The sequence below is a fragment of the Chitinophaga hostae genome (genome assembly GCF_018224885.1).
In the GTDB taxonomy this organism is placed as follows: Bacteria; Bacteroidota; Bacteroidia; order Chitinophagales; family Chitinophagaceae; genus Chitinophaga; species Chitinophaga hostae.
The window spans coordinates 1-22245 of the sequence record NZ_JAGTXB010000023.1; the positions used below are offsets into that span (position 1 = coordinate 1).

Below are 22245 nucleotides of genomic sequence, written 5' to 3' on the forward strand. Positions count from 1 at the left end.
TTTTTTTTGAACTGACTAACCAAATATTATGCGTTTATCCATTCTCCCTGCTCGGGGATGATGGCAGTGTGCCCGGCCGCGGCAACGGCTTCTCTCAGCGCTTCCCGGGAAAGAAAGCAGTGATTGATGGCGCCCATATGCACTGCAACCACTTTGCTTTGTGCAGGATGTTGTATCGTAGTAATAACGTCCGCTGTTGTCATCGTAATAGGATCTCCCTGCAGAAACTGCGCAGCGCCCGCATTCACTACCACATAATCGGGGCGGAAAGTATCCATCGCAACTGCTACTTCTTCACACCAGATGGTATCACCGGCAATATATAAAGTGCGTTGTCCGTCTTTCAATATAAAACCGGAAACCGGCGCCATCATTTTGCCGATTTCACCAGTGCCATGTTGCCCACCGGTGCGGGTGATATCAAGATGTTCCCAGTTAACACTTTGCTTAACAGGAATCACATATGTAAAACCTTGTTCGATGATAGCAACTTTGTCTTCCGGCTGACAAAATACCGGCAGCCCTTTGGGTAGTATAGCCTGTGCAGTTACATCCCAGTGATCGCGGTGACGATGCGTAACGAGGATGGCATCCAGGGAAGCCAGCAGGCTTTTCAGCGCAGATTCGTCCATCGGTAATTCAGTCATCGGGTTACGGATAGTATTGGCAGCATTGGGCACAGTATCGAGACTGTCTTTAGCGCCCAGCATAGGATCTACCAGTATCCGCTTGTTATTCCATTCTATCAGCAATGTAGCATTGCGTAAAAATTGTATGCGCATGATTCAGCAAATTTTAGAATGGAATAAAGTTATTGATTAATTGCCCACCATATCCATAAAATGTAAATTGGTTGAAACAATAACCGGCTCCAGGTATACCAGGGCTTTGCCGGTAATCCGCCGGGAGCAGGCAGTTGTTTTACTGCTACCCGGATGTTGGCAGGAAACATAGCTACCAGCAAAACGATCAGCCCCAAGCCGGCATAATACCAGGTGCCGGGAAACAGCAATCCTGCTCCCAGCAACATTTCCATGATGCCGGTTACTATCACCAGCAAATATGGAAACGGCAACATGCCTTCTACCATATAAGTTAGTTTACGGGGTTTCACCAGGTGAAAAAAGCCGATGAGCAGGAACATAACGGCAGCGGATATACGCGCATCAGCCGGCAACAGCAATAGCGCTGGGATATGGAAAAGATAGCCTGTACCGAGTAATAAAAGTGCAATAGTGAGTAAGCCGGAAAAGAAAGCCATTTGTATTTTTTTAGAATACAAAGGTCATCATCTTTTCAGGTAATCATGTTAACAAATGTTAGTTAATCCGGATTGCTCATATTTTTACGGATACGACTCAAACTTTCCGGTTCAATACCCAGGTAGGAGGCAATTTGTTTGATAGGAATATGCTGTACTACTTCCGGGTGCTCTTTCAGCAGTTGCGCATACCTTTCCTGTGCAGAAAACTGCAGGAACGATAGCTCGCGGTTATATTTCAACAGGTACTGCTGCTCTGCCATCAGGCGTCCGATTTGCTGCGACTGGAGCGAAACAGCGTATAGTTTATGCAAATCGTCGTAGGAAAATGCATAGGCTTGTACCGGCGTAATTGCCTGCAAGTTTACAGCAGCGGGCCGCCGGGTAATAAATGAAGCAAAGGAGGTGGTAAAAGATTGCGGAAAGGCAAAGTCCATACTGATTTCTTTTCCCTGGTGAAGGGTGTATACCCTTACAATACCGGTTTCCACAAAAAAGATAGCATTGGCTGTTTTCCCTGCTTCGGAAAGAAAATCGCCTGCCTTAAAAGTAACCGGCTGCAGGATGGCTTCAAACAGTTCCCAATCCTTTAAGGGTTCCTGAAGCAATGCCTGCAGCTGATCGCGTATAGCGGAGGTGCCTGTCATCAGGTTTTTCTCAGTTGAATAGACTGAACAAAATGGTGATGCCCTTTTTCCAGGATTAGGCTGGCGCGGTAACGGGTGGGCGCTATATTCTGTTCAAGGTTTGGCTTGTTGATATCATCCCAGATCTGTGTGGCCAGTTCCACGGTAGCAGTATCGGAAAGGTGTGCATAGCGGTGGAAAAAGGATTCGGGGTTCTGGAAAGCGGTTCTGCGCAATGATTCAAAACGTGCGATATACCATTTGCGGATATCTTTTTCCGCGGCGTCCACATAAATACTGAAATCAAAAAAATCGGATACGAAAACGGCGGGATCTTTCTGTTGCTGCCGGTGCCGTACCTGTAATACGTTTACTCCTTCCACAATCACAATATCAGGCTGTTCTATCCACTGCAGCTGTCCGGGTAACACATCGTATTCAAGATGGGAATACAGCGGCGCAGCCACCTTTTCCTTGCCGGATTTTACATCTGCGAGGAAATGGATCAGTCTTTTGATATCATAACTCTCCGGGAATCCTTTACGGTTCATGATGTTATTGGCTTCCAGGATTTTGTTGGGATAAAGAAATCCATCGGTGGTAACCAGGTCCACCCTCGGGTGGTTAGGCCATGCCTGCAGTAATTTCTGCAATACCCTGGCGGTGGTACTTTTTCCTACCGCCACACTGCCCGCAATGCCAATAATGTAGGGTACCTTATGTACCTGGCTGCTGAGGAAGCTGCTGGTAGCAGTATGTAACTGCTGTGAAGCGGTTACATATAAATTCAGCAGATGTGCCAATGGAAGATATACCTGTGTAATTTCTTCCTGTGTGAGTGGTTCGTTCATGCCATGGAGCGCTTCCAGGTCATAATCCTGCATTTGCAGCATGGCGTCGCCGCTTCTTTCCGCCCAATCTTTCCGGGAGAAACTGATATAGGGAGTATAGCGGTCGCGTTTCAGAGAAGTGGTCATTACAGATCGTTTTAGCAGCTTTTAGCTCTTAGCCGTTAGCTGTTAGTAAATGCAACAACGACCAACCTACAGTCATCTCCGCAGCATTTACTAACAGCTAGCAGCTAATGGCTAACAGCTGCTTCTTGTATATATACAGTTTTTACATTCAAAAATTCGTGTGTGCCTTCGAGTGATAATTCCCGGCCATACCCTGATTGTTTTACGCCTCCAAATGGGAGACGTGCATCTGAGCGCACCATGGCATTAATAAAAACATTTCCGCTTTCTATTTGTGTAGCCAGCCGGGCTGCTTTGTCAAGATCGCTGGTCCACAGGGCGGCGCCCAATCCAAACTCCGTTTCGTTGGCAAGGGCGATGGCGTCTGTTTCGTTGGCGGCTTCTATGATCACGGCCAGCGGGCCAAATGTTTCTTCTTTAAAAGCGGTCATCCGGTTGGTGACCCCGGTTAGCAGGGTCGGCGCAAAGTTACAGCCTTCATGCGTGCCGCCCAACTCCAGTATTGCACCCTGGTTGATGCTCTCCCGAAGCTGTCGGGCGAGGTCGTCTGCCAGGTCAGGGCGGGCCATTGGCCCCATGGTAGTGCTTTCCAGGGTTGGGTCGCCCTGGTGGAGGGTTTGGAGGATGCGTTTTACTTCGGCGGTGAAAGCGGGTACAATTTCTTTTTCCACAATCCAGCGCTTGGCGGCAATGCAGGACTGTCCGGCATTTTGCATACGACCCTGTACTGCTGTTTTAGCAGCGGCTTCCAGGTCGGCGTCTTTTAACACAATAAAGGGATCGCTGCCGCCAAGCTCCAGCACAGTTTTCTTGATATGCTTACCCGCCAGCGCGGCTACACTTTTACCTGCCGGTGTGCTGCCGGTAAGGGTAACGCCCTGTACGCGCGGATCTGCAATAATGGGTTCTATATCTTTGGAAGACACCAGCACCGACTGGAAGGTGCCGGGCGGAAAACCACTCTCTGAGAATATTTTTTCTATAGCCAGCGCACAACCGCTTACGTTACTGGCATGTTTTAACAAGCCGGTGTTACCGGCAAGTATATTCGGGATGGCAAAACGGAATACCTGCCAGTAGGGGAAGTTCCAGGGCATAATGGCCAGCACAATACCTTTGGGCTCATAGGCAACATAGCTTTTATAGGCGTCTGAACTGATGGTCTTATGTTGCAGTATCTCCGCGATGTTTTCTGCATAATATTCTGCCGAGGTGGCACACTTCAAAACTTCTGCCCTGGCTTCTTTCAGTGTTTTGCCCATTTCCTGTGTAATCAGTGCCGCGTGCGCATCCGCCTGGTCTTTCATGGATTTGGCTACCTGCATCATCCATTGCCTGCGTTGTTCCAGTGGCACCGATAAAAGCGTTTGGTAAGCTTTATGGCCCAGCGCTAGTTTCTCTTCTATGTCTGATGGTGTATGTGCTGTGTATACAGCGATGGTTTCCTGTGTAAATGGATTGATGCTTGTAAACATACCGATATAGCTTTTAGCTTTGGCCTTTAGCTGTTAACCAGCTGTACGCCTGAGCTGTTAGTAATCACTGTTGAATAGCCCTACAAATTTACCGTTTTCCGGTATAAGCAGGTGCCAAAGCTAACGGCTATGTGCTAAACGGTAAAGCGTTATCTTTGCAACGCAAAAAAAGAAACGGAATTTATGGTGCTTAGCCGATGGAATATATTGATTATGGCCCTTTGTACAGGGTTGATCGTCGCCAATATTTATTATAGCCAGCCTTTGCTGGTATTGATGAGCGAGGAGTTCAAAGTATCAGAAAGTAACGCCGGACAGGTTACTTTTTTTACGCAGGTGGGATATGCGTTGGGGTTATTGTTTTGTGTTCCGCTGGGTGATAAGCTGGAAAGAAAACGGCAGATCGTTGTGATGACGCTGGCTGCGGTTGTGGCCCTGGTGGCTGCGGCGAAATCTGTTAATATTACGATGTTGAAAGTGACCGGGCTCATGATCGGTTTTACATCTGTAGTTCCCCAGCTGATATTGCCACTGGCCGCCAACCTCTCTGATCCGGCGAGCCGGGGTAAAGTGATTGGTACTATTATGAGCGGTTTGCTGGTGGGCATATTGTTATCGCGTACGCTCAGCGGCGTGGTGGGCCATCACCTTGGCTGGAGGGCGATGTTTTGGATAGCGGCAGGTATCAGCGCCCTGCTGGCGGTAATCATGATTACATCGTTTCCTTCAAGCAAACCAAATTTCAGCGGTACTTACGGGGATCTCATGAAATCCCTGCTTACGCTGATCAAAGAGCAACCTGTTTTGCGGGAGGCTTCTGCTATTAATGCCTGTTGTTTTGCGATGTTTGGCATGTTCTGGACAACAGTGGTATTTTTATTGTCGGATGCGCCTTTCAAATATACCAGCGAACAAATCGGATTGATGGGGCTGGCGGCGGCAGCAGGCGCTTTGGGCGCTCCGTTGGTAGGAAGGATCGCAGATAAAAAAAATCCACGCATTGCTATTGGCTATGGCATTATCTTTTTACTCCTTGGCTATTTCCTGTTCTATATATTCCGGGCAAATATTATTGGTATTATTATCGGTATCATTGCTATTGATCTGGGTTTGCAGGGAATTCATGTGTCTAATCAAACGCGTATTTATACCCTGTTACCGGAAGCAAGGAACCGTTTAAACACGGTGTTTATGACCACCAGTTTTATTGGTACCTCGCTGGGTTCCGGTATTGGATTATGGGTATGGTCATTTGCACAATGGACAGGCGTATGTATTGCCGGTACTGCATTGATCGCTGTTGCGCTGATCATTTACCTGGCTACTTATAAAAAAGAAAAAGGAGTACTCAGCGCTTAGTTTTGTTAAGTATAAATATCACCAGGAGCAAATAGCCCATCATACAAAACAGGGCTACTTTATAGGCCAGATAAAAATTCCCGGTATTACGGGCGAGATATAAGAATATACCGCCCAGTACACTTACTCCCAAAGCGGATGCAAATTGCTGAATAGTAGAATACACCCCGCTTGCGGCGCCGGCTTTGCTCGCCGGCATATCCCGCATGGCTACTTTTAGCAGTGATGGCATGAGGAGCCCGGAACCACTGCCGTAGATGATCAAACAGGGAAGAATAGCCCAGGGCGTGATCTCATCTCCCCGAAATAATACTAACTGCAGGATAAATGAAAAGATCATGCCCACGCAGGCAACCTGTAAGAGTCGGATGCCATAGCGTGCTGCGTTTTTGATGGACCATAATGAGGCCAGCAGGAAAGGAATGGTTTGCATGACGAAGTAGTTGCCGGCGGTAAATGGCGACAGGTGAAAACCGTTCTGGAAATAAATGGAGACGGTGAAAATATAGGCGGTGTTAACGCCAAAGAAAAATAATACGCTGAGGATACCGGTGTTGAAACTCTTGATACGAAAGAGTTCCATCGGAACCAGCGGATCGCGTTGCTGTTTTCCCAACCGGTATTGATAGCCGGTAAAAACCACCAGTAACAGCAAGGCAGCTCCCATCATATAGATGGTCCATAGTGGCCAGCCCAGCTCTGCACCCTGTATGATTGGATATATCAGGAGAGATAATGCCAGTGTGAGTAAAATGATGCCCGGCACGTCAAAGCGGGTGGATTTGTTTTGCCCGGACTCCTGTACAAAGAAGGCAGCCAGTATGATAGCGATGATGCCTGCGGGCAGGTTAACGAGGAAAATCAGGCGCCAGCTGTCGGTAATCAGGTGAGATGTAATAAAGTAGCCACCCAGGAACTGCCCGATGGTGGCGCCAATACCTAATGCCATGCCGTACAGACCATAGGCTTTGTCCCTGTCGGCGGGCGACTGGAAATTGAGCTGGATCAGCGTGATGGTTTGAGGGACCGTAAACGCGGCTGCCACGCCTTGCAGAAAGCGGGAGATGATGAGCATTTCCATAGAATTGGCGAATCCGCACATGGCGGAAGTAACCGTAAAGGCGGCCAGACCGGCAATAAACACTTTCTTTTTGCCAAGGTAATCGCCGGTACGGCTGCCTGTAATGAGGAATACGGCGTACCCTAACAGGTAAGAGGCGATCACCAGTTCCAGTGCGGCATCTGTACTGTGGAAATATGCTTTGATGGCCGGGGTGCTGATGTTTACAATAAATATATCGATGACGGTGATCAACGGCGCCAACAGGATCACGGCGAGGGAAAGCCATGGATTGACAGCGGTCACCGGAATATATACAGACTGGTCTGTTTTCATTTGTGCAAAATTTTTTATGTGATAGATACCGGTGACGATCGCCGGTGGATGTAATTTGTTTTACAACGTTGTCAGCAGTTTCAGTGCAATTTTCCTGGCGTCTTCCATGGGTTGGGCCGATTTCCGGATATATCCCTGCAAGCCGGCGCCTTCGTAGAGGTTTAATAGCATGTCGGTCATTTCGGTTAGTTCTTCCGCGGGGAAAGGATTTTTGATGACCTGTAATTGCTCTGCAATAAAGGATTTCAGCATATCGGTATGTGCGCGTACCTGTGTCAGTGCGTCTTCGTTAAGACCGGGTAACTCGTAGGCGATGCGGGTAAACGCGCAGCCTTTGAAGTTATTGGTTTGCATATGTTGGAGCCGGTATTCATACAATCCCATCAGTTTTTCCTTCCCGGGCGCCAGGTGCTGAACAAAGGCCATACGTTCCTCATGCCTGCTGAGCCGGGTTCTTAACAGGTAGGCCGTCAGCAGGGCTTCCTTGGATGGGAAGTGCTGGTACAGGCTGGCTTTGGCTATGCCGGCCTCCTCGATGATCTGGTTAATACCTGTGGCCAGGTAGCCCTGTTGATAAAACAACTCACTGGCTGTTTGCAGGATCCTTTCTTTGGCGCCCTGTTCTTTCATAAAGCAAAAGTAGGAAATTATAAACAGACAGACAAGTTTGTATATATCTTGCAGATTGGATCTAAAAAAACAACGGAGATTAAGTATCATACTTAATCTCCGTTGCTAAATGCAATTAGCAATCAGCTCATAGCTAACAGTTAAATGCGGTATTAATCGACTTTTGTGATCTTCAGCATATTTGTTGGCAGGTGTTCTTTAACAGGGGTGCTACCGGTGTTAACGGCCACGTCGCCGGTTTTGATGAAACCTCTTTCTTTCAGGATGTTGATCTGGTCGAACACGATATCATCTAGGCTTTCTTCTTCTTCGTAGTAGAAAGCGCGCACGCCCCAGCTCAGGCTCAGTTGATTTACCAGTGATTTTTCTTTTGTGAAGATGTAGAGTGGGCTGCGGGGGCGGTAGCTGCTCAGCATGAAGCCGGTGTAGCCGCTCTGGGTCATACCGATGAGGGCATCGGCATCAAGATCTTCCGCAATTTTACACGCGTTGTAGCACAGTGCATCGCTGAGGAAGGTAGGAGAGTGGCGGTGAGGGATCAGGTTACGATTGTAAATGATCGCTTCTTTTTCCACTTCCTGTATAATTTTATTCATCGTTTGGATCACCAGTTCAGGGAACATACCGGTAGCTGTTTCACCGCTGAGCATTACTGCATCGGCGCCTTCCAGTACGGCATTGGCCACGTCGGTGATTTCACTACGGTTTGGACGGGTGCGGTCCATCATGCTTTCCATCATTTGTGTAGCCACAATAACGGGTTTTGCACGGTGAATACATTTGCGGATGATATCTTTCTGGATCATCGGGATCTGCTCTACCGGCAGTTCCACACCGAGGTCGCCACGTGCAATCATTACGCCGTCGCTTTCCCAGATGATTTCTTTCAGGTTCTGGATGGCTTCAGGTTTCTCGATTTTAGAGATCACCTTTATTTTAGACTGGCGTGCTTCCAGGCGTTTGCGCAGAACAGCGAGGTCTTTTACACTTCTTACGAAAGATAACGCTACCCAGTCGCATTCGTGATCGATGATAAATTCCAGGTCAATGATATCCTTATCGGTCAGCGCCGGGAGGGATATTTTGGTATCCGGCAGGTTAAAGCCTTTTTTGGAAGACAATACGCCTGGTAAGGTCACTTCAGCTTTGATTTCGCCGTTGGCAGTGATCTCTTTTACAACTGTTTCAATTTTACCGTCGTCCAGCAAAATTTTCTGGCCAACTCTAAGATCTTTGTACAGGTCGGGATAGGAAACGTAGATTTTTTCCATATTGCCCACCAGCTTCTCGTTTACGAAGGTGAGGAGATCACCTTTTTTCAGCGGGAGTGCATTGTTTTCGATTTCACCTACACGCAGTTTAGGACCTTGTAAATCGGCCAGGATAGCTACGGTGTAAGGTTCTGTTTTGTTGATCTGGCGGATATATTCAATGATTCGCAGTTTGTCTTCATGCGAGCCATGTGAAAAGTTGAGGCGGAATACGTTAACGCCGGCTTTTACCAGTGTCAGCAGCCCCTCATAGGTATCACACGCCGGCCCTACGGTGGCCACGATTTTTGTTTTGTGCGAAGAGTGTTCTCTACCAGCGGCATTATCCATTTGCTTGTGGTAGTATTTCGAAAGATCCTTTGTACTCATAAGTCTAATTTTTTAACTCGCAAGAATTTTAACAATCTTAAACCATTCGGGGTCAATTTCCTGTTTGGCTTTAACAGCTTTATCAAGAGGAGTGTAATGGATCCTGTCGTTTACAACGCCGATCATTACATTGTGGATGCCTTCGAGGAGGGCATCAACAGCTGCATAGCCAAGACGGCTGGCCAGAATACGATCTGTGCAGGTGGGAGCGCCGCCACGCTGAATATGTCCCAGGATACTTACCCGGGTATCCAGCTGAGGGCATCTTTCTTTAATGATGCGACCAACTTCCGTAGCACCGCCGGTTTCATCACCTTCAGCTACTACAATAAGGTTCACCAGTTTTCTGCGGCGTTCATTCGCCTGCAGTTCTTCAATGATGTCATTTACTTCTGTTTTGCGTTCAGGCAGCAATATATGCTCCGCACCGGTGGAAATGCCGCTGTGTAATGCAATGTAACCGGCGTCGCGGCCCATTACTTCAATTACAAACAAACGATCATGCGCATCCGCTGTGTCCCTGATCTTGTCTATCGCTTCCACCGCCGTATTCACAGCCGTGTCAAAACCAATAGTAGAATCAGTCCCTGCAATGTCCTTGTCAATAGTACCAGGCAAGCCTATACACGGAATGTCAAATTCCTGGCTGAACTTTTGCGCACCATTGAACGAGCCGTCTCCACCAATTACTACCAGCCCGTCAATGTTGTGTTTTTTCAGATTCTCGTAAGCCATTTTTCGCCCTTCATATTCATAGAACTCTTTGCACCGGGCGGTCTTCAATATGGTGCCTCCGCGCTGAATAATGTTGGCCACAGACTTGGACTCCATTGGGAAAATTTCGTTCTTCAACATTCCCCTATAGCCGTACATAATGCCATACACATTCAGCTGATGATAAATGCCCGTTCTTACAACTGCACGAACTGCGGCGTTCATGCCAGGAGCATCTCCTCCCGATGTAAGGACTGCAATGTTGTTCAGTTTTTTCATATAAATTGCTAAAAAAATATCTTAAAGGCGCACAAAAATAACATTTTGCAATTGTTTTCTAACTGTTATCTGATGAAATAACCTAAATTTTTAATTTCCGTCAAACAAAGTAGATAATTTTTTCAAAAAATATTATATATGTTGAAAAAAAATAATAAACGGTGGATCTTTATGAGCGTGAGTTTAATAGCAGTACAGGCAATGGCACAACAACAATCAATCACCTATCCCGACACTAAAAAAGTAGATACGGTAGACGATTATCACGGTACTAAAATCGCAGACCCTTACCGGTGGCTGGAGAACGACCACAGTGAAGAAACCAGGGACTGGGTCATTGCACAGAATAAAGTAACACAGGACTATCTCTCCCATATCCCTTTCCGCGCCGAGATCCGGAAAAGACTGGAAGAACTGTGGAATTATCCCAAGAATGGTTCGCCAGTTAAACATGGCGATTATTATTACTATTTCAAAAATGATGGTCTGCAGAATCAGGCGGTCCTGTACCGCTCCGCCACCCTGGGAGGCAGCCCGGAAGTATTCCTGGATCCCAATAAACTGTCGGCCGCCGGCACTACCGCGCTGGGAAGCATGGCCTTTTCCAAAGATGGCAAACACGTGGCCTACCTGCTTGCCAAAGCCGGCTCCGACTGGCAGGAAGGTTTCGTAATGGATGTAGCCACCAAACAACTTCTGTCCGATAAACTGGAATGGGTGAAGTTTAGCGGTCTGGCCTGGAAAGGAGATGGCTTCTATTACAGCCGTTACGATAAACCCGATGAACAAAGCAAACTTTCCGGCAAGAACCAGTTCCAGAAAGTATATTATCACAAACTGGGCGATCCGCAGGAGAAAGATGTATTAATATATAAGGACGACGCACATCCCCTGCGCAATGCAGGTGTGCAAACCACAGAAGATGAACGTTTTCTGATCCTGTCTACCTCCGAAGGCACCTCGGGCACTGAACTCTGGTACTTCGATACACAAAATCCCGCCCAAAAGGACTTTGCCCTGCTGATTAAAGGCTTTGAGTATGAACCGGGTGTAATCGATAATGATGGGGATAAACTGCTGGTGCGTACTAACCACAACGCACCTAACTATAAGGTAGTATTAATAGATCCCGTCAACCCGGCCGAATCTAACTGGAAAGTAATTGTTCCGGAAAGAAAAGAAGCCCTGCAGGGCGCAGGCACCGGCGGCGGCAAATTATTCCTGTCGTATCTCAAAGATGCCTCCACCCGTGTATATCAATGCGACTACAGCGGCAAACAGGAACAGGAGGTAAAACTACCGGGTATCGGTACTGCCGGCGGCTTCGGTGGTAAGAAAGAAGATAAGGAGTTTTTCTACAGTTATACATCTTTCGTAACTCCGCCAACTATCTATAAATATGATATCAGCACCGGTATCTCTACCTTATATGATAAGGCGGAAGTAAAATTCAATCCTGCCAGTTACGAAACCAAACAGGTATTTTTTAAGAGCGCAGACGGTGCAAGCGTACCGATGTTCCTGTCTTACAAAAAAGGCATACGGCTTAATGGCAGCAATCCTGTGTTGATATACGGTTATGGCGGTTTCAACATTTCACAAACACCGGGCTTCAGCGTATCCAACCTGTACTTTATGGAACAGGGAGGCATATACGCGGTTGTGTCATTAAGAGGTGGCAGCGAATACGGCGAAGCATGGCATAAAGCCGGCATGCTGGATCAAAAGCAGAATGTATTCAATGATTTTATCGGTGCGGCAGAATACCTGGTTAAAAGCAAATATACCAACCCCTCTAAAATAGCGATCCGTGGCGGATCCAACGGTGGTCTGCTGGTAGGCGCCTGTATGACGCAGCGTCCTGAACTGTTTAAGGTAGCATTGCCGGCAGTAGGCGTAATGGATATGTTGCGCTTCCAGAAGTTTACAATCGGATGGGCATGGGCAGTGGAATATGGCAGCAGCGATCATGCAGAACAGTTTAAATACCTGCTGAAATATTCGCCCCTGCATAACCTCAAACCCGGCACCGCTTATCCCGCTACCCTGATCACAACTGCCGATCATGACGACCGGGTGGTACCTGCACACTCATTTAAGTTTGCAGCCACATTACAGGCAGATAATGCGGGGCAGAATCCTGTACTGATCCGTATCGATACGCAGGCAGGACACGGGGCAGGCAAGCCTACTTCGAAGGTGATTGATGAGGCTACGGATATCTGGGCGTTTACGATGTATAACCTCGGCATGCGGAAGTAGGGACTGTGATTAATGTGATTAGCCCGATGAGCGGATATAAAAGCGAAGCTCCTGTATCAAACAGGAGCTTCGCTTTTATTATTCAAGTTTGATCTTCGTTTATCAGGTTAATCACAATAATCACATTAATCACAGTCCGGACTTTCTGCTTTTTTCCTTATCTTTAAAAATAGCGCAATTAATATGAAGGTACTTATAACTGGTAGTAACGGATTATTGGGACAGCACCTGATCCCGCTTTTTCTGCAAGATGGAAAGTATGATGTAATAGCCACCGGCAGAGGCCCAAATCGTTTTCCCATGCGGGACAACTACACCTATGAGGCCGTAAACCTCCGTGATGCAGGCAGCGTAAAGCAGCTGGTGGAGAAACATCAGCCGGATATTATTATTCATGGCGGCGCCATGTCGCAGGTCGATGATTGTGAAAAGAACAAGGATGCCTGCTGGGATACCAACGTAGGCGCTACACGTTACCTTGTTCATGCTGCTGAAAGTGTGAATGCCTTCTTCATTTTCTTATCTACCGATTTTGTATTTGATGGCTTACAGGGCCCTTACACGGAAGATGCCCCTGTGAACCCTATCAACTACTATGGTACCAGCAAGGTAGCCGCGGAACGGCTGGTGATCAACAGCAAGTTGCAGTGGGCCATTGTGCGCACCGTACTGGTATATGGAGTGGTGGCAGACCCGCATCGCAACAACATGATTACCTGGGTAAAAAATAATTTACAGCAGGGTAAAAAAGTAAAGGTCGTGGATGACCAGTGGCGTACGCCTACTTTGTGTCATGATCTGGCACTGGGTTGCCTGTTAATTGCCAATAAGAAAGCGGACGGCTTCTTTAATATTTCCGGTAATGAAATACTGACCCCCTATGATATGGCTATCAAAACGGCCGAATTCTTTAAACTCGATACTTCACTGGTAGAAAAGATCAGTGCAAAAACACTGGCGCAACCGGCTGCCCGTCCTGCTAAAACGGGGTTGCTGATTGATAAGGCAGCCAAAGAGCTGGGCTATCAGCCCCGTACTTTTGCAGAGGGGCTGGAAATCGTAGCAGGAGAAATAAAAATCTGATCAGTAATCCAGGTAAATATCTTTTCTTTTAAAATTCTTTCTCAGGGTGTCCAGCCGCAATGTGGTGTCGGCTGACAGCGAATGCAGTTCTACAGCGGTTCTGTACATGGAGTCCTTTTTGTAGACTACCATCACCCTGCCCCAGCGTGCCTGTTTTTTCTGTATGCTGGCAGCTTCGCTGCTGTCTTTATATTTGCTTATAACGGCAAAGTAAGTATGTTCCGCGTTGGCTGCTGCTATTGAATCGGCAATAGCTATCTGCCGGAGGGAGTCTTTCGTTGCCTGTTGGGCGGCCACGTTTATTGTATTTTCGGCAGGCGCCGGTTCTTTCTCAGCTGTTGATACGCTGGAAGTATACCACCAGGCAGCCAGGCCAATTACAATAGCGGCTATCGGAATAGCTGCCCACCACCATTTAAACCCGCTCTCTTCCGTTAACGCTTCCAGGGTGTCTTCTACTTCTTCCGTCATGATAGGCTCCACTGCCGCCACATGTTCGGGTACCGGCACCGGCGTGTCAGTAAAGGTGCTGGTTTTATAATCATGGCGTTCAATCGGCGTAATGTCTATCACCTGGTTTTCTACAGGCAGCTCTTCTGCATGAAAATGGACATTGCCGGCAAAGTCGCCCTGTAATTGTCCAATTCCCGGTAATATTAACGGTTTGCCGGATTGCAGGTCTGCTTTCAGCTCCCCGAGATATTTTTCGAGCTTCCGCTGGGCTACTGCGGGCACCAGGTTTTCCTTCAGGGCAATCCACTCTACACAGGAGCCATCATCCTGCCATTGCTGGGTAAACATCACCTGCTCACGCGGGGGCGTCAGCGTTTGTGCGCCGGCGTTATAATGCGCAGGAAAATGCTGCACAGAAAATGTTCCCAGCTGCGGCACCACACAAACCCGCTGTTTAAACAGCACCTCCTGGATATATAGTTGTAGCATCTTTTAGCTTTTAGCAGTTAGCTTTTAGCAAATGCAGCGAAGAGGACACAGGATATGGCGCTTTCTGCTGATTTTGCTAAAAGGGAAGTTAAGAATTTATTGGGATTTAGCTTTCAGCGGATTTTGTCTTTGGGCAGGATTAGACTGATTTTGATGATTTCCAGGATTTTTTTATTTTGATTTTACAGGATTTAAAAGATTCGGGAAGATCTCAGCATATACATTCGCAGAAATCTTCCCGAATCTTTTAAAATCAAAAAAATAAAAAAAATCCTGGAAATCATCAAAATCAGTCTAATCCTGCCCAAAGACAACATCCGCTGCATTTGCTAACAGCTAGCAGCTAATGGCTAACAGCTGATTTTATCGGCCCGTCACCCAGTTAGAACTTAATCATTACTCCCCCAACAATATTGAACCCGTAAGTAGGGTACAGGTAGTAGCGTTGGTAATGGGAGTTGAAAATATTATTAGCATTGAGCCAAACGCCGAAGTTTTTACTGATATCGTAAGATGCTCCTGCATTCAGGTCCCATGCGCCTTTGGTTTTGTTGAAATCTTTGTTGGGGAGCAGGTAGTAGCTGCCGCTCAGCGCAAAGAGGTCGGCGTTCAGGTGTAATTTTTTTGCGATAGTGTATTGCGCAAATAAATCGCCCTGGAATGCCGGCAGATGCCATGCCTGTACTTCCGTTTCCTGTTTATTATAGTTGTACCAGTCGAAGCTTACCCTTGCCTGGAATTTTTCTTCTTCTATATATCCTACTTCTGCGTGCAGTTGAAAGGCGCGCAGCATGGTTTCGTTACGGGTGGTGAATTTCTTGGTGTCGGCGCTATCGTTTACAAACAGCGGCATATTGTACCAGGTAACGGAAGCAAACTTGGTGTTATAGTTGAAATGGCTGCCCAGTGTGCCTTTGATACCGGTGTATTTTTCCTCTACACGGGTATTCAGCATTTCGCCCGGTAAGCCGGCGAGGAAGGGATTCTTATTGGCAAGATTGCGATAGGAATTCTTTTCAAAATAGGAAATCCATCCACTGCTCAGGATCAGTTTTTTGCGTACCAGGTGCGACTCGTTCACGATGTCTGGCAGCAGGTAAAACTTGCTGTTGGTCCAGGTGGGGTTTACGCCTACGTGTAATACAAAGCCCGGCTTGATGATGTCGACTGCAGGATGAATAGCCGCTATATTGTTGTTAATGGCGCGGTTATTATCTTCTTTGTAGGTAGAAAGATCAAACACACCTTCCACACCAATAAAGATATCTTCAAACACCTGTTTACGTACAGGTACTTTCAGCAGGAAAGTATTTTCTGTGCGTTTGTAGGAATCATTGAAAAGAATAAACTTCACCTGGGGCTGAAAGGTAAATGCCCAGTCGTTCTGCGGCCTGTTTTGCAGGCCCACGGTGGCGGTCAGCTGGTTAAAGGTTTGTTCGGTATCTTTCTTTTTATAGTTGGCGGTATCATGTCCATAGCCATAATAGTGAACGGTATTACGGTCATAACCGATGCTTCCGTCGAACCGGAATTTTGGCAGCAGGTAGGTGCCGGCGGCCAGTACATTCAGGTTGCTGTAGATCTGATCGGAGATTTCTTTTCCTTGTGAGCCGGTATAGTTTACGTACAGGCCGTAGTTGTAAATATCTTTTCTGCCGCTGCCGAAACCTGCCTGTACATAGGGTGTTTTAAGATTACCATAGCCCAGTTTTACAAAATTATTCTGCAGGTAGGAGAGAGAATCTTTTCCCAGCGCCAGTGGTTTCAGTGGCGTGGCCTGGTACATGAAGTTCAGGTTGAGCGCCGGTATCTGGTATTTCAGCGATGGCCTGCTGGTATCAATACCTGGCAGGGACGCGGTGAGATTGAGCTTATAGGCATCCCGCAGTTTGGGCTGGTTGGTGGAAATGATATCGATCGTTTCCTGTTTCAGCGGCTCCTGTGCGTAGGTCTTTTGTGAAGACAGCAGTCCTGCCGCGCCCAGTGCGGTGATGATGAAAGTACGTTTGTTATATATTGCTTGAATGTTCATGCTTTGTTGCGCTTAAATGTCAAAATTCCAACATCCGGAAATGAATGTTATTTCTTTGGTTTTTTACCGGCTGCTTTTTCTTCTGCTTCTGCTTTGGCCAGTTTATCTTTTGCTTCCTGTTTCAGCTCTGGAATGGTACTGTTGGTAACAATACTCTGGTAAGTGGCTTTTGCATTGAAATAGTCCTGTTGACGGCTATATACATCGCCTAGCAGGATATATGATTTAGCGACCCAGTATTCATAGGATGGCGTATTTTTAATCACATCAAAGCCGGCTTTTTCAGCAGCATCGAGTTCATTCTGTTGCAGGTAGCAGTCCGCAATGCTGTAGCGGGCTTCGGCGCCGGTTTCAGATTTGGTCATGCCAGCCACTGTTTTGAATTCAGCGAGGGCAGCGGCATAATCTTTTGCCTGCTGTAAAGCCTTACCGCGGTAAAAATGAGCGATAATCTGGTCATCAGTGCTGATATTAGCGGCAGATAATAACATTTCTGCGTAGTTGGAAACTTCATCCCAGCGTTTCAGCTGGTAGTTGCTGCGGAGCAAGCCCCTGGTGGCAGAAAGACTGTTTTCCTTGCTGGTAGCCAGGTCTTGCAGCTGTAAGTAATAAGTTCTCGCTTTTTCATAATTTTTCGCCTGGTAGAAATTGATGTTCGCGGCCTGAAGTGCAGATCTTTCTGCGTACAGACTGTTGTTGCGGGACAAAACAAATTCGTAGGCGGGCAGCGCTGCCGTATAGTCTTTACTGTTATACGCGCATTCTGCTTTATAGAAATAGGCGGGCAGTATAAACTGACCGTTCGGGTATTTCTGAATATAGGCGTTGAATCCGGTGGTAGCGCCTGCACAGTCGTTGGCGGTAAACCTGGATTCCGCAGCAGCGTAGGTGAGGGAGTCTTCCGCAGTTGCTGTTACCGTTCTTCCGCTGGCTTTAAGGAAAGCGAGGTAGTCGTCGGTTTTACCCTGGCTTACATAGATGGACTTCATACTCTGCAATGCTTCGTTGCTTTCCGGCGACCCAGGGAATTTTTCCACCACCTGGCGGTAATAAGAAAGGGCTTTGCTGTCGTTGTCTTTATTATAATAGCTCAAACCCAGTTTCAGCAATGCTCTTGGAGCATTGGGACCATTAGGTTGTTTCTGCAATACATTTTCCAGGAAAGGAATAGCTTCTGTATATTTTTCTTCCGAGAGATAAGTATTGGCTATTTCTATATCTGTTTCATTCGTAAAACCGGAGGACGGGAACTTGTTACCCAGTTGTTTGAGCAAAGCCAGTTTTTCACTTTGTTTACCTTGTAATCCGAGGATCACTGCTTTCTGATAGGTGGCATAATCAGCGCCTGGTTCGTTATTGCTGATGATGCGATCGTACAGCGATAATGCTTTCGGGAACTGGCGCAGCATGTAGTAGCAGTCTGCGCTGCGGAGGGCTGCATCGGTAGCAATACGTTGTGCATTGGGGCCGCTGGTTTTTTGCGCTGTTTCGAAATAGGGCAGTGCTTCGGTGTATTTGTCCTGTTTCAACAGGCTGTAGCCCAGGTTATAGCTGGCTGTTTGTGCGTTGGCTTCGCCGGAAACGGGAGCGGTGGTATTCAGATAGGCGTTGAGGTTAGTAACGGCCTGGTCTGTTTTATTTTGACGGAGGGCGATTTCTGCTTTCCAGAAATGAGCCAGTTGTTTGATCTGGGCATCGTATGGATTGCTGATAGCGATATCCAGTAAGCGGTCGGCTTCCCCCAGTTGCTGGTCGTTGATCAGCTGTGTGGCGCGGCCATAGGCTACTTTCTGGTAGGCTTTCAATACCGTTGGATTTTTATCGGCAATCATTTCGATGGTGGCTAAACCGTCTTTATAGTTGTTGCTGTTCATGAACAGATTGACGAGTATTTCGCGGGCTTCCTTGTTGTAGGGAGACTGCGGATATGTTTTTACAAACTGGGTGAGTTCGTTGAGGGCAGCATCCGGGTAGCCTAGTTCGTAAGATAATTTGCCGTAGTTGAAGCGGGAAATTTCCTGTTGCTGTGCATTGGAGCTGTTGTTGGCGCAAAAGGCAAAGGCGTTGCGGGCATTGGCTTTCTGGCCGGTACGCAGGTAGCAGTCGCCCAGCAGGTACATGGAGTTCTGACCCAGTGAGTCTTTTGAGCTGCTCAGTCTTTTAAATCCTGTGATGGCTTTATTAAGATTGTTAGTCTGGTAGTAGGCGTATGATAACTGGTAGATATCTTCATTTCTTACTTCATCAGCATTGTCCTGGAAGTCCTGCAGATAGGGGAGGGCCTTCTGGTAGTTCTTTTTTTCGAAGTAAGCTTTACCCAGCAGTTGTTTCAGTTCGGCTTCGTAGTATTGCCCGCCTTTCTGGAGCAGTGGCTCTGTATAGGCGATCAGCTGATCTGTTTTACCCTGGAAGTAGTAGATTTCAGCGATGTAGTAAGGTACAACGTTGCTGTATTTGGGTTCGTTCACTACTTTCTGGAAGCTGTTGAGGGCTTCTCCGTACTGGTGATTATAGTAAGAGATGAAGCCATAGTAGTAATTGGCCGGCAGGTTATATTTGCCGGGCATTTCCTTGATGGAGGCAAACAGCGGCTGTGCCTTGGTAAAGTCTTTCAGGTTGAAGTAGCAATAAGCCAGTTCAAATTTTGCTTCTGCGATTTCCGCGTTGGACAAATTTTCGATGTTGGCTTTCTCGTAGAGGGGAATGGCCTCTTTAAGTTTATTCTGACGGAAATAATATTTTGCCAGCTGGTAGCTTACCAGTTCTTCACGGGCATTGTTATTGGCCAGTTTAAGAAACCGGAGGGCTTCTTTTTCCGCGTTATCCTGCTGCAGTTTCAGTGCACAGATGGTGTAGTAGTAGAACGCATCTGTTTTGACCAGGTCGCGGTTGGTTTCATGGAAATAGTCGATGTTATCAATTGTTTGCTTGAAAAGCTGCATGGACACGGCATATTTTTCCTGTTGGAAATACTGCTGGGCGTCCTTAAATACTTTTTCCGGGTCTGTATATATGCGTGTTTGTTGTGCCTGGGCAGCAGGCATCCCTGCCAAACCCGCGCCGGCAAAAGCCAGCAACGATAAGTACAGATGTCCGGGAATAAAAACTTTTCTTAAGAATTGCATGCTATAGCTGTTATGTCTTGAATATTGCGTTTAAAACGAATCCCGGGAGGAAATATTTTCCAGCCGGGGGAAGTACTCTGCGATGGCCTGACCTGATGTTCCGTTTCCCTGTGCCTATGCTTCAGATGTCCTTAACGGGAAACCCAATAGGAGGTACCAGCAAATATAAAAGTTATATCTTTTCTTTTCCGATCGGGTTTCCAACAATGTGGATAACTCCGATAGCAAGGCAAAGCGTATTCATTTATCTTGCGGAAAATAATTTTAGCACAAAAACCTTACCTACTATGAGAAAACTGTTCTCAACCGGCTATACAAATGGCGCCGTTAGTTTTTCCATGCTGGTACTCCGGGTAGTGTTCGGAGGCCTGATACTGTTGCACGGGTGGCCCAAGCTGATCAATTTTACTGCCAAAATGAATTCTTTTCCGGATCCACTGGGGGTAGGGCACAAAATTTCTTTGGGTATGACGGTATTTGCAGAGGTATTCTGCGCTGTATTACTGATAGTGGGATTACTATCCAGATTAGCCACCATACCGCTTATTATCTGTATGAGCGTGATTGTTTTCATCATTAACGGCGCCAAGCCTGTTGATGAAAAAGAAATGGCGATTCTTTTTCTGGCCGGCTTTGTGACATTGTTGTTTGCGGGTCCCGGTAAATTTTCGCTGGATGGCGCACTGGGCAAATAAAATTTTCAAGTAAACGTTTTGGACATAAAATAGCGAGGAACCATGTTTATCAGTACAACAACGATCAGGGTACGTTATGGGGAAACAGACCAGATGGGATATCTTTATTACGGCAACTATGGTCTGTATTATGAAGTAGGAAGAGCGGAAGCCATACGGGAACTGGGTTTCACCTATAAGGAGCTGGAAGATCAGGGGGTTATTATGCCCGTAGCAGAGTTGAATGTAAAATACCTGCGTCCTGCCTATTATGATGACCTGATAACGGTGAAGACTACACTCCGGGAGCTGCCAAAGAGTTCTAAGATACAGTTTCACAGTGAGTTGTATAACGAGAAGAACGAACTGCTGAATGTAGGCGTTACCACACTGGTATTCATTGATGTAAATACTAAACAGAAAGCCGGTTTGCCGGAAGAGCTTAAAAAGAGACTGGAGCCATTTTTCCAGCCCGCATAACGCTTTATGGATAAAATTACAACCAGTATCATCACCATTGGTGATGAGTTGCTGATAGGACAAACGATCGACACCAATTCGGCCTGGATTGCGCAGCAGCTGAATGCGATTGGAATATGGGTGCACCGGCGTGTAGCCATTGGCGATATAAAGGAAGATATCCTGGAAGCGCTGGCCCGTGAGTCGGCGGTTTCTGATATTGTGTTGGTAACCGGGGGATTGGGGCCTACGGCCGATGATATTACCAAGCCCACACTTTGCGAATATTTTAATACCAGCCTTGTCCAGGATGAAGGCGCACTCGAAAATGTGTTGCATATATTCGAAAGCAGGGGATTACCTATCCTGCAGCGTAACCTGGATCAGAGCATGGTACCTGCATCGGCGACGGTAATTCAGAACAAACGGGGTACAGCGCCGGGTATGTGGTTTGAAAAGGATGGGAAAATTTATGTGTCCATGCCCGGTGTGCCGCATGAAATGCAGGGTATTATGGAAGATTATGTGTTGCCTCAGCTGGCGGCACATTTCGATACGCCGGCGGTGATCCATCAAACGCTGGTAACCTCCGGTATGGGAGAATCGTTTATTGCAGAGCGGTTGGTAGCTTTTGAAACAAAGCTGCCGCCACATGTAAAGCTGGCCTATCTGCCAAGTTACAGTTTACTAAAACTGCGGTTAACGTCTTTTGGAAAGGATAAGGTGTCAGTGGCTGCAGAGATAAGCATCCTTTTCCATGAGCTGAAGGAGCTGTTGGCCGATATCCTGGTAACCGATCACGATAACACCATGGGACAGGTGTTGGGGCAGCTGCTAAGGGAAAAGGGCAAAACTGTGGCCACCGCCGAAAGTTGTACGGGTGGACTGATAGCCAGCTGGATTACCGCCGTGCCGGGCAGCTCCGCTTATTTTAAGGGGGGCGCGGTCACCTATTCCAACGACATGAAAGTGAAGATGTTGGGCGTAAAAGAGGAAACACTGCAGGCGCACGGCGCTGTAAGTGAAGCCGTAGTGCGCGAAATGGTGACAGGTGCTTTGTCATTCCTGGGAAGTGATTATGCCATTGCTGTATCCGGTATTATGGGCCCGGATGGCGGTACGCCGGAGAAACCGGTGGGCACGGTGTGGGTGGCGGTAGCGAGTAAAGACAGGGTAAATACCATAAAATACCAGCTGCGGTATGACCGGGAACGGAATACGCAGATGACCGGTGTTTACGCCATGAACGAATTGCGCAAACTCATTCAGGAATAGGGATATTCCCCGTATTTTGAATTGATACAATTCCCT

General features: G+C 47.2%; 18 protein-coding genes. 6 read left to right on the forward strand and 12 right to left on the reverse strand.

The window, feature by feature from the left end; all coding sequences use genetic code 11:
- Window positions 1-26: 26 nt before the first annotated feature.
- The 5 genes from KE626_RS29515 to KE626_RS29535 form a co-directional block, all read right to left on the reverse strand.
- Window positions 27-782 carry an MBL fold metallo-hydrolase gene (locus KE626_RS29515; RefSeq protein ID WP_211976669.1) on the reverse strand — a complete coding sequence of 252 codons (756 nt, stop codon included), beginning with the start codon at window positions 780-782 and terminating at the stop codon, window positions 27-29.
- Window positions 783-811: 29 nt separating this feature from the next.
- Window positions 812-1261, reverse strand: coding sequence for a DoxX family protein (locus KE626_RS29520; RefSeq protein WP_211976670.1), 450 nt, complete (start codon window positions 1259-1261; stop codon window positions 812-814).
- 62 nt (window positions 1262-1323) lie between these two features.
- Window positions 1324-1908, reverse strand: coding sequence for a Crp/Fnr family transcriptional regulator (locus KE626_RS29525; RefSeq protein WP_211976671.1), 585 nt, complete (start codon window positions 1906-1908; stop codon window positions 1324-1326).
- Window positions 1908-2864: a type I pantothenate kinase gene (gene coaA / locus KE626_RS29530; RefSeq protein WP_249207795.1), complete on the reverse strand. Its 957-nt coding sequence runs from the start codon at window positions 2862-2864 to the stop codon at window positions 1908-1910. Before coaA ends, KE626_RS29525 begins: the two co-directional genes overlap by 1 nt.
- 104 nt (window positions 2865-2968) lie before the next feature.
- A complete protein-coding gene (locus KE626_RS29535) occupies window positions 2969-4339 on the reverse strand; it encodes an NAD-dependent succinate-semialdehyde dehydrogenase (protein ID WP_249207797.1) in 1371 nt (456 codons plus the stop codon).
- A 213-nt stretch (window positions 4340-4552) separates the two neighbouring features.
- Between KE626_RS29535 and KE626_RS29540 the strand changes: the two genes are divergently transcribed.
- Window positions 4553-5698: an MFS transporter gene (locus tag KE626_RS29540; RefSeq protein ID WP_211976672.1), complete on the forward strand. Its 1146-nt coding sequence runs from the start codon at window positions 4553-4555 to the stop codon at window positions 5696-5698.
- Here KE626_RS29540 and KE626_RS29545 read toward each other — a convergent pair.
- From KE626_RS29545 to pfkA, 4 genes are all read right to left on the reverse strand, one after another.
- Entirely contained in the window at window positions 5688-7094 is a 1407-nt protein-coding gene (locus tag KE626_RS29545) for an MFS transporter (RefSeq protein ID WP_211976673.1), read from the reverse strand. The genes KE626_RS29540 and KE626_RS29545 overlap by 11 nt on opposite strands.
- Before the next feature lie 60 nt (window positions 7095-7154).
- Complete coding sequence (locus tag KE626_RS29550) at window positions 7155-7724, reverse strand: TetR/AcrR family transcriptional regulator (protein ID WP_211976674.1); 570 nt, start codon at window positions 7722-7724, stop codon at window positions 7155-7157.
- A 152-nt stretch (window positions 7725-7876) separates the two neighbouring features.
- Window positions 7877-9364 carry a pyruvate kinase gene (pyk, locus tag KE626_RS29555; protein WP_211976675.1) on the reverse strand — a complete coding sequence of 496 codons (1488 nt, stop codon included), beginning with the start codon at window positions 9362-9364 and terminating at the stop codon, window positions 7877-7879.
- 12 nt (window positions 9365-9376) lie between these two features.
- Window positions 9377-10357 carry a 6-phosphofructokinase gene (gene pfkA, locus KE626_RS29560; protein ID WP_211976676.1) on the reverse strand — a complete coding sequence of 327 codons (981 nt, stop codon included), beginning with the start codon at window positions 10355-10357 and terminating at the stop codon, window positions 9377-9379.
- Between the two features lie 138 nt (window positions 10358-10495).
- Here pfkA and KE626_RS29565 point away from each other — a divergent pair, with 138 nt between their 5' ends.
- Both KE626_RS29565 and KE626_RS29570 read left to right on the forward strand, forming a co-directional pair.
- A complete protein-coding gene (locus KE626_RS29565) occupies window positions 10496-12619 on the forward strand; it encodes a prolyl oligopeptidase family serine peptidase (protein WP_249207798.1) in 2124 nt (707 codons plus the stop codon).
- A 183-nt stretch (window positions 12620-12802) separates the two neighbouring features.
- A complete protein-coding gene (locus KE626_RS29570) occupies window positions 12803-13702 on the forward strand; it encodes an SDR family oxidoreductase (protein WP_211976677.1) in 900 nt (299 codons plus the stop codon).
- Here the strand turns inward: KE626_RS29570 and KE626_RS29575 are convergent, their stop codons facing one another.
- The 3 genes from KE626_RS29575 to KE626_RS29585 all read right to left on the reverse strand — a co-directional run bounded on the left by KE626_RS29575 (window position 13703) and on the right by KE626_RS29585 (window position 19801).
- On the reverse strand, window positions 13703-14644 hold the full coding sequence (locus KE626_RS29575) for an HU domain-containing protein (RefSeq protein ID WP_211976678.1): 942 nt from the start codon (window positions 14642-14644) through the stop codon (window positions 13703-13705).
- Between the two features lie 382 nt (window positions 14645-15026).
- Window positions 15027-16676, reverse strand: coding sequence for a TonB-dependent receptor (locus KE626_RS29580; protein WP_211976679.1), 1650 nt, complete (start codon window positions 16674-16676; stop codon window positions 15027-15029).
- A 47-nt stretch (window positions 16677-16723) separates the two neighbouring features.
- Window positions 16724-19801 (reverse strand): tetratricopeptide repeat protein, encoded by a 3078-nt coding sequence (locus tag KE626_RS29585; RefSeq protein WP_211976680.1) that lies wholly within the window; start codon window positions 19799-19801, stop codon window positions 16724-16726.
- 287 nt (window positions 19802-20088) lie between these two features.
- Between KE626_RS29585 and KE626_RS29590 the strand changes: the two genes are divergently transcribed.
- From KE626_RS29590 to KE626_RS29600, 3 genes are read left to right on the forward strand one after another with little or no spacing between them, the layout of a single operon-like run.
- A complete protein-coding gene (locus tag KE626_RS29590; RefSeq protein WP_211976681.1) occupies window positions 20089-20496 on the forward strand; it encodes a DoxX family protein in 408 nt (135 codons plus the stop codon).
- Window positions 20497-20538: 42 nt separating this feature from the next.
- A complete protein-coding gene (locus tag KE626_RS29595; protein WP_211976682.1) occupies window positions 20539-20955 on the forward strand; it encodes an acyl-CoA thioesterase in 417 nt (138 codons plus the stop codon).
- Window positions 20956-20961: 6 nt separating this feature from the next.
- Window positions 20962-22209 (forward strand): competence/damage-inducible protein A, encoded by a 1248-nt coding sequence (locus tag KE626_RS29600; protein ID WP_211976683.1) that lies wholly within the window; start codon window positions 20962-20964, stop codon window positions 22207-22209.
- The last annotated feature ends 36 nt before the right edge of the window (window positions 22210-22245 follow it).

Coding starts and splice junctions, on each gene's coding strand:
- KE626_RS29580 (WP_211976679.1), bottom strand. CDS start 16,676: ATGAACATTCAAGCAATATATAACAAACGTACTTTCATCATCACCGCA.
- pyk (WP_211976675.1), bottom strand. CDS start 9,364: ATGAGTACAAAGGATCTTTCGAAATACTACCACAAGCAAATGGATAAT.
- pfkA (WP_211976676.1), bottom strand. CDS start 10,357: ATGAAAAAACTGAACAACATTGCAGTCCTTACATCGGGAGGAGATGCT.
- KE626_RS29575 (WP_211976678.1), bottom strand. CDS start 14,644: ATGCTACAACTATATATCCAGGAGGTGCTGTTTAAACAGCGGGTTTGT.
- KE626_RS29540 (WP_211976672.1), top strand. CDS start 4,553: ATGGCCCTTTGTACAGGGTTGATCGTCGCCAATATTTATTATAGCCAG.
- KE626_RS29535 (WP_249207797.1), bottom strand. CDS start 4,339: ATGTTTACAAGCATCAATCCATTTACACAGGAAACCATCGCTGTATAC.
- KE626_RS29515 (WP_211976669.1), bottom strand. CDS start 782: ATGCGCATACAATTTTTACGCAATGCTACATTGCTGATAGAATGGAAT.
- KE626_RS29550 (WP_211976674.1), bottom strand. CDS start 7,724: ATGAAAGAACAGGGCGCCAAAGAAAGGATCCTGCAAACAGCCAGTGAG.
- KE626_RS29525 (WP_211976671.1), bottom strand. CDS start 1,908: ATGACAGGCACCTCCGCTATACGCGATCAGCTGCAGGCATTGCTTCAG.
- KE626_RS29590 (WP_211976681.1), top strand. CDS start 20,089: ATGAGAAAACTGTTCTCAACCGGCTATACAAATGGCGCCGTTAGTTTT.
- KE626_RS29570 (WP_211976677.1), top strand. CDS start 12,803: ATGAAGGTACTTATAACTGGTAGTAACGGATTATTGGGACAGCACCTG.
- KE626_RS29600 (WP_211976683.1), top strand. CDS start 20,962: ATGGATAAAATTACAACCAGTATCATCACCATTGGTGATGAGTTGCTG.
- KE626_RS29520 (WP_211976670.1), bottom strand. CDS start 1,261: ATGGCTTTCTTTTCCGGCTTACTCACTATTGCACTTTTATTACTCGGT.
- KE626_RS29565 (WP_249207798.1), top strand. CDS start 10,496: ATGTTGAAAAAAAATAATAAACGGTGGATCTTTATGAGCGTGAGTTTA.
- coaA (WP_249207795.1), bottom strand. CDS start 2,864: ATGACCACTTCTCTGAAACGCGACCGCTATACTCCCTATATCAGTTTC.
- KE626_RS29545 (WP_211976673.1), bottom strand. CDS start 7,094: ATGAAAACAGACCAGTCTGTATATATTCCGGTGACCGCTGTCAATCCA.
- KE626_RS29595 (WP_211976682.1), top strand. CDS start 20,539: ATGTTTATCAGTACAACAACGATCAGGGTACGTTATGGGGAAACAGAC.
- KE626_RS29585 (WP_211976680.1), bottom strand. CDS start 19,801: ATGCAATTCTTAAGAAAAGTTTTTATTCCCGGACATCTGTACTTATCG.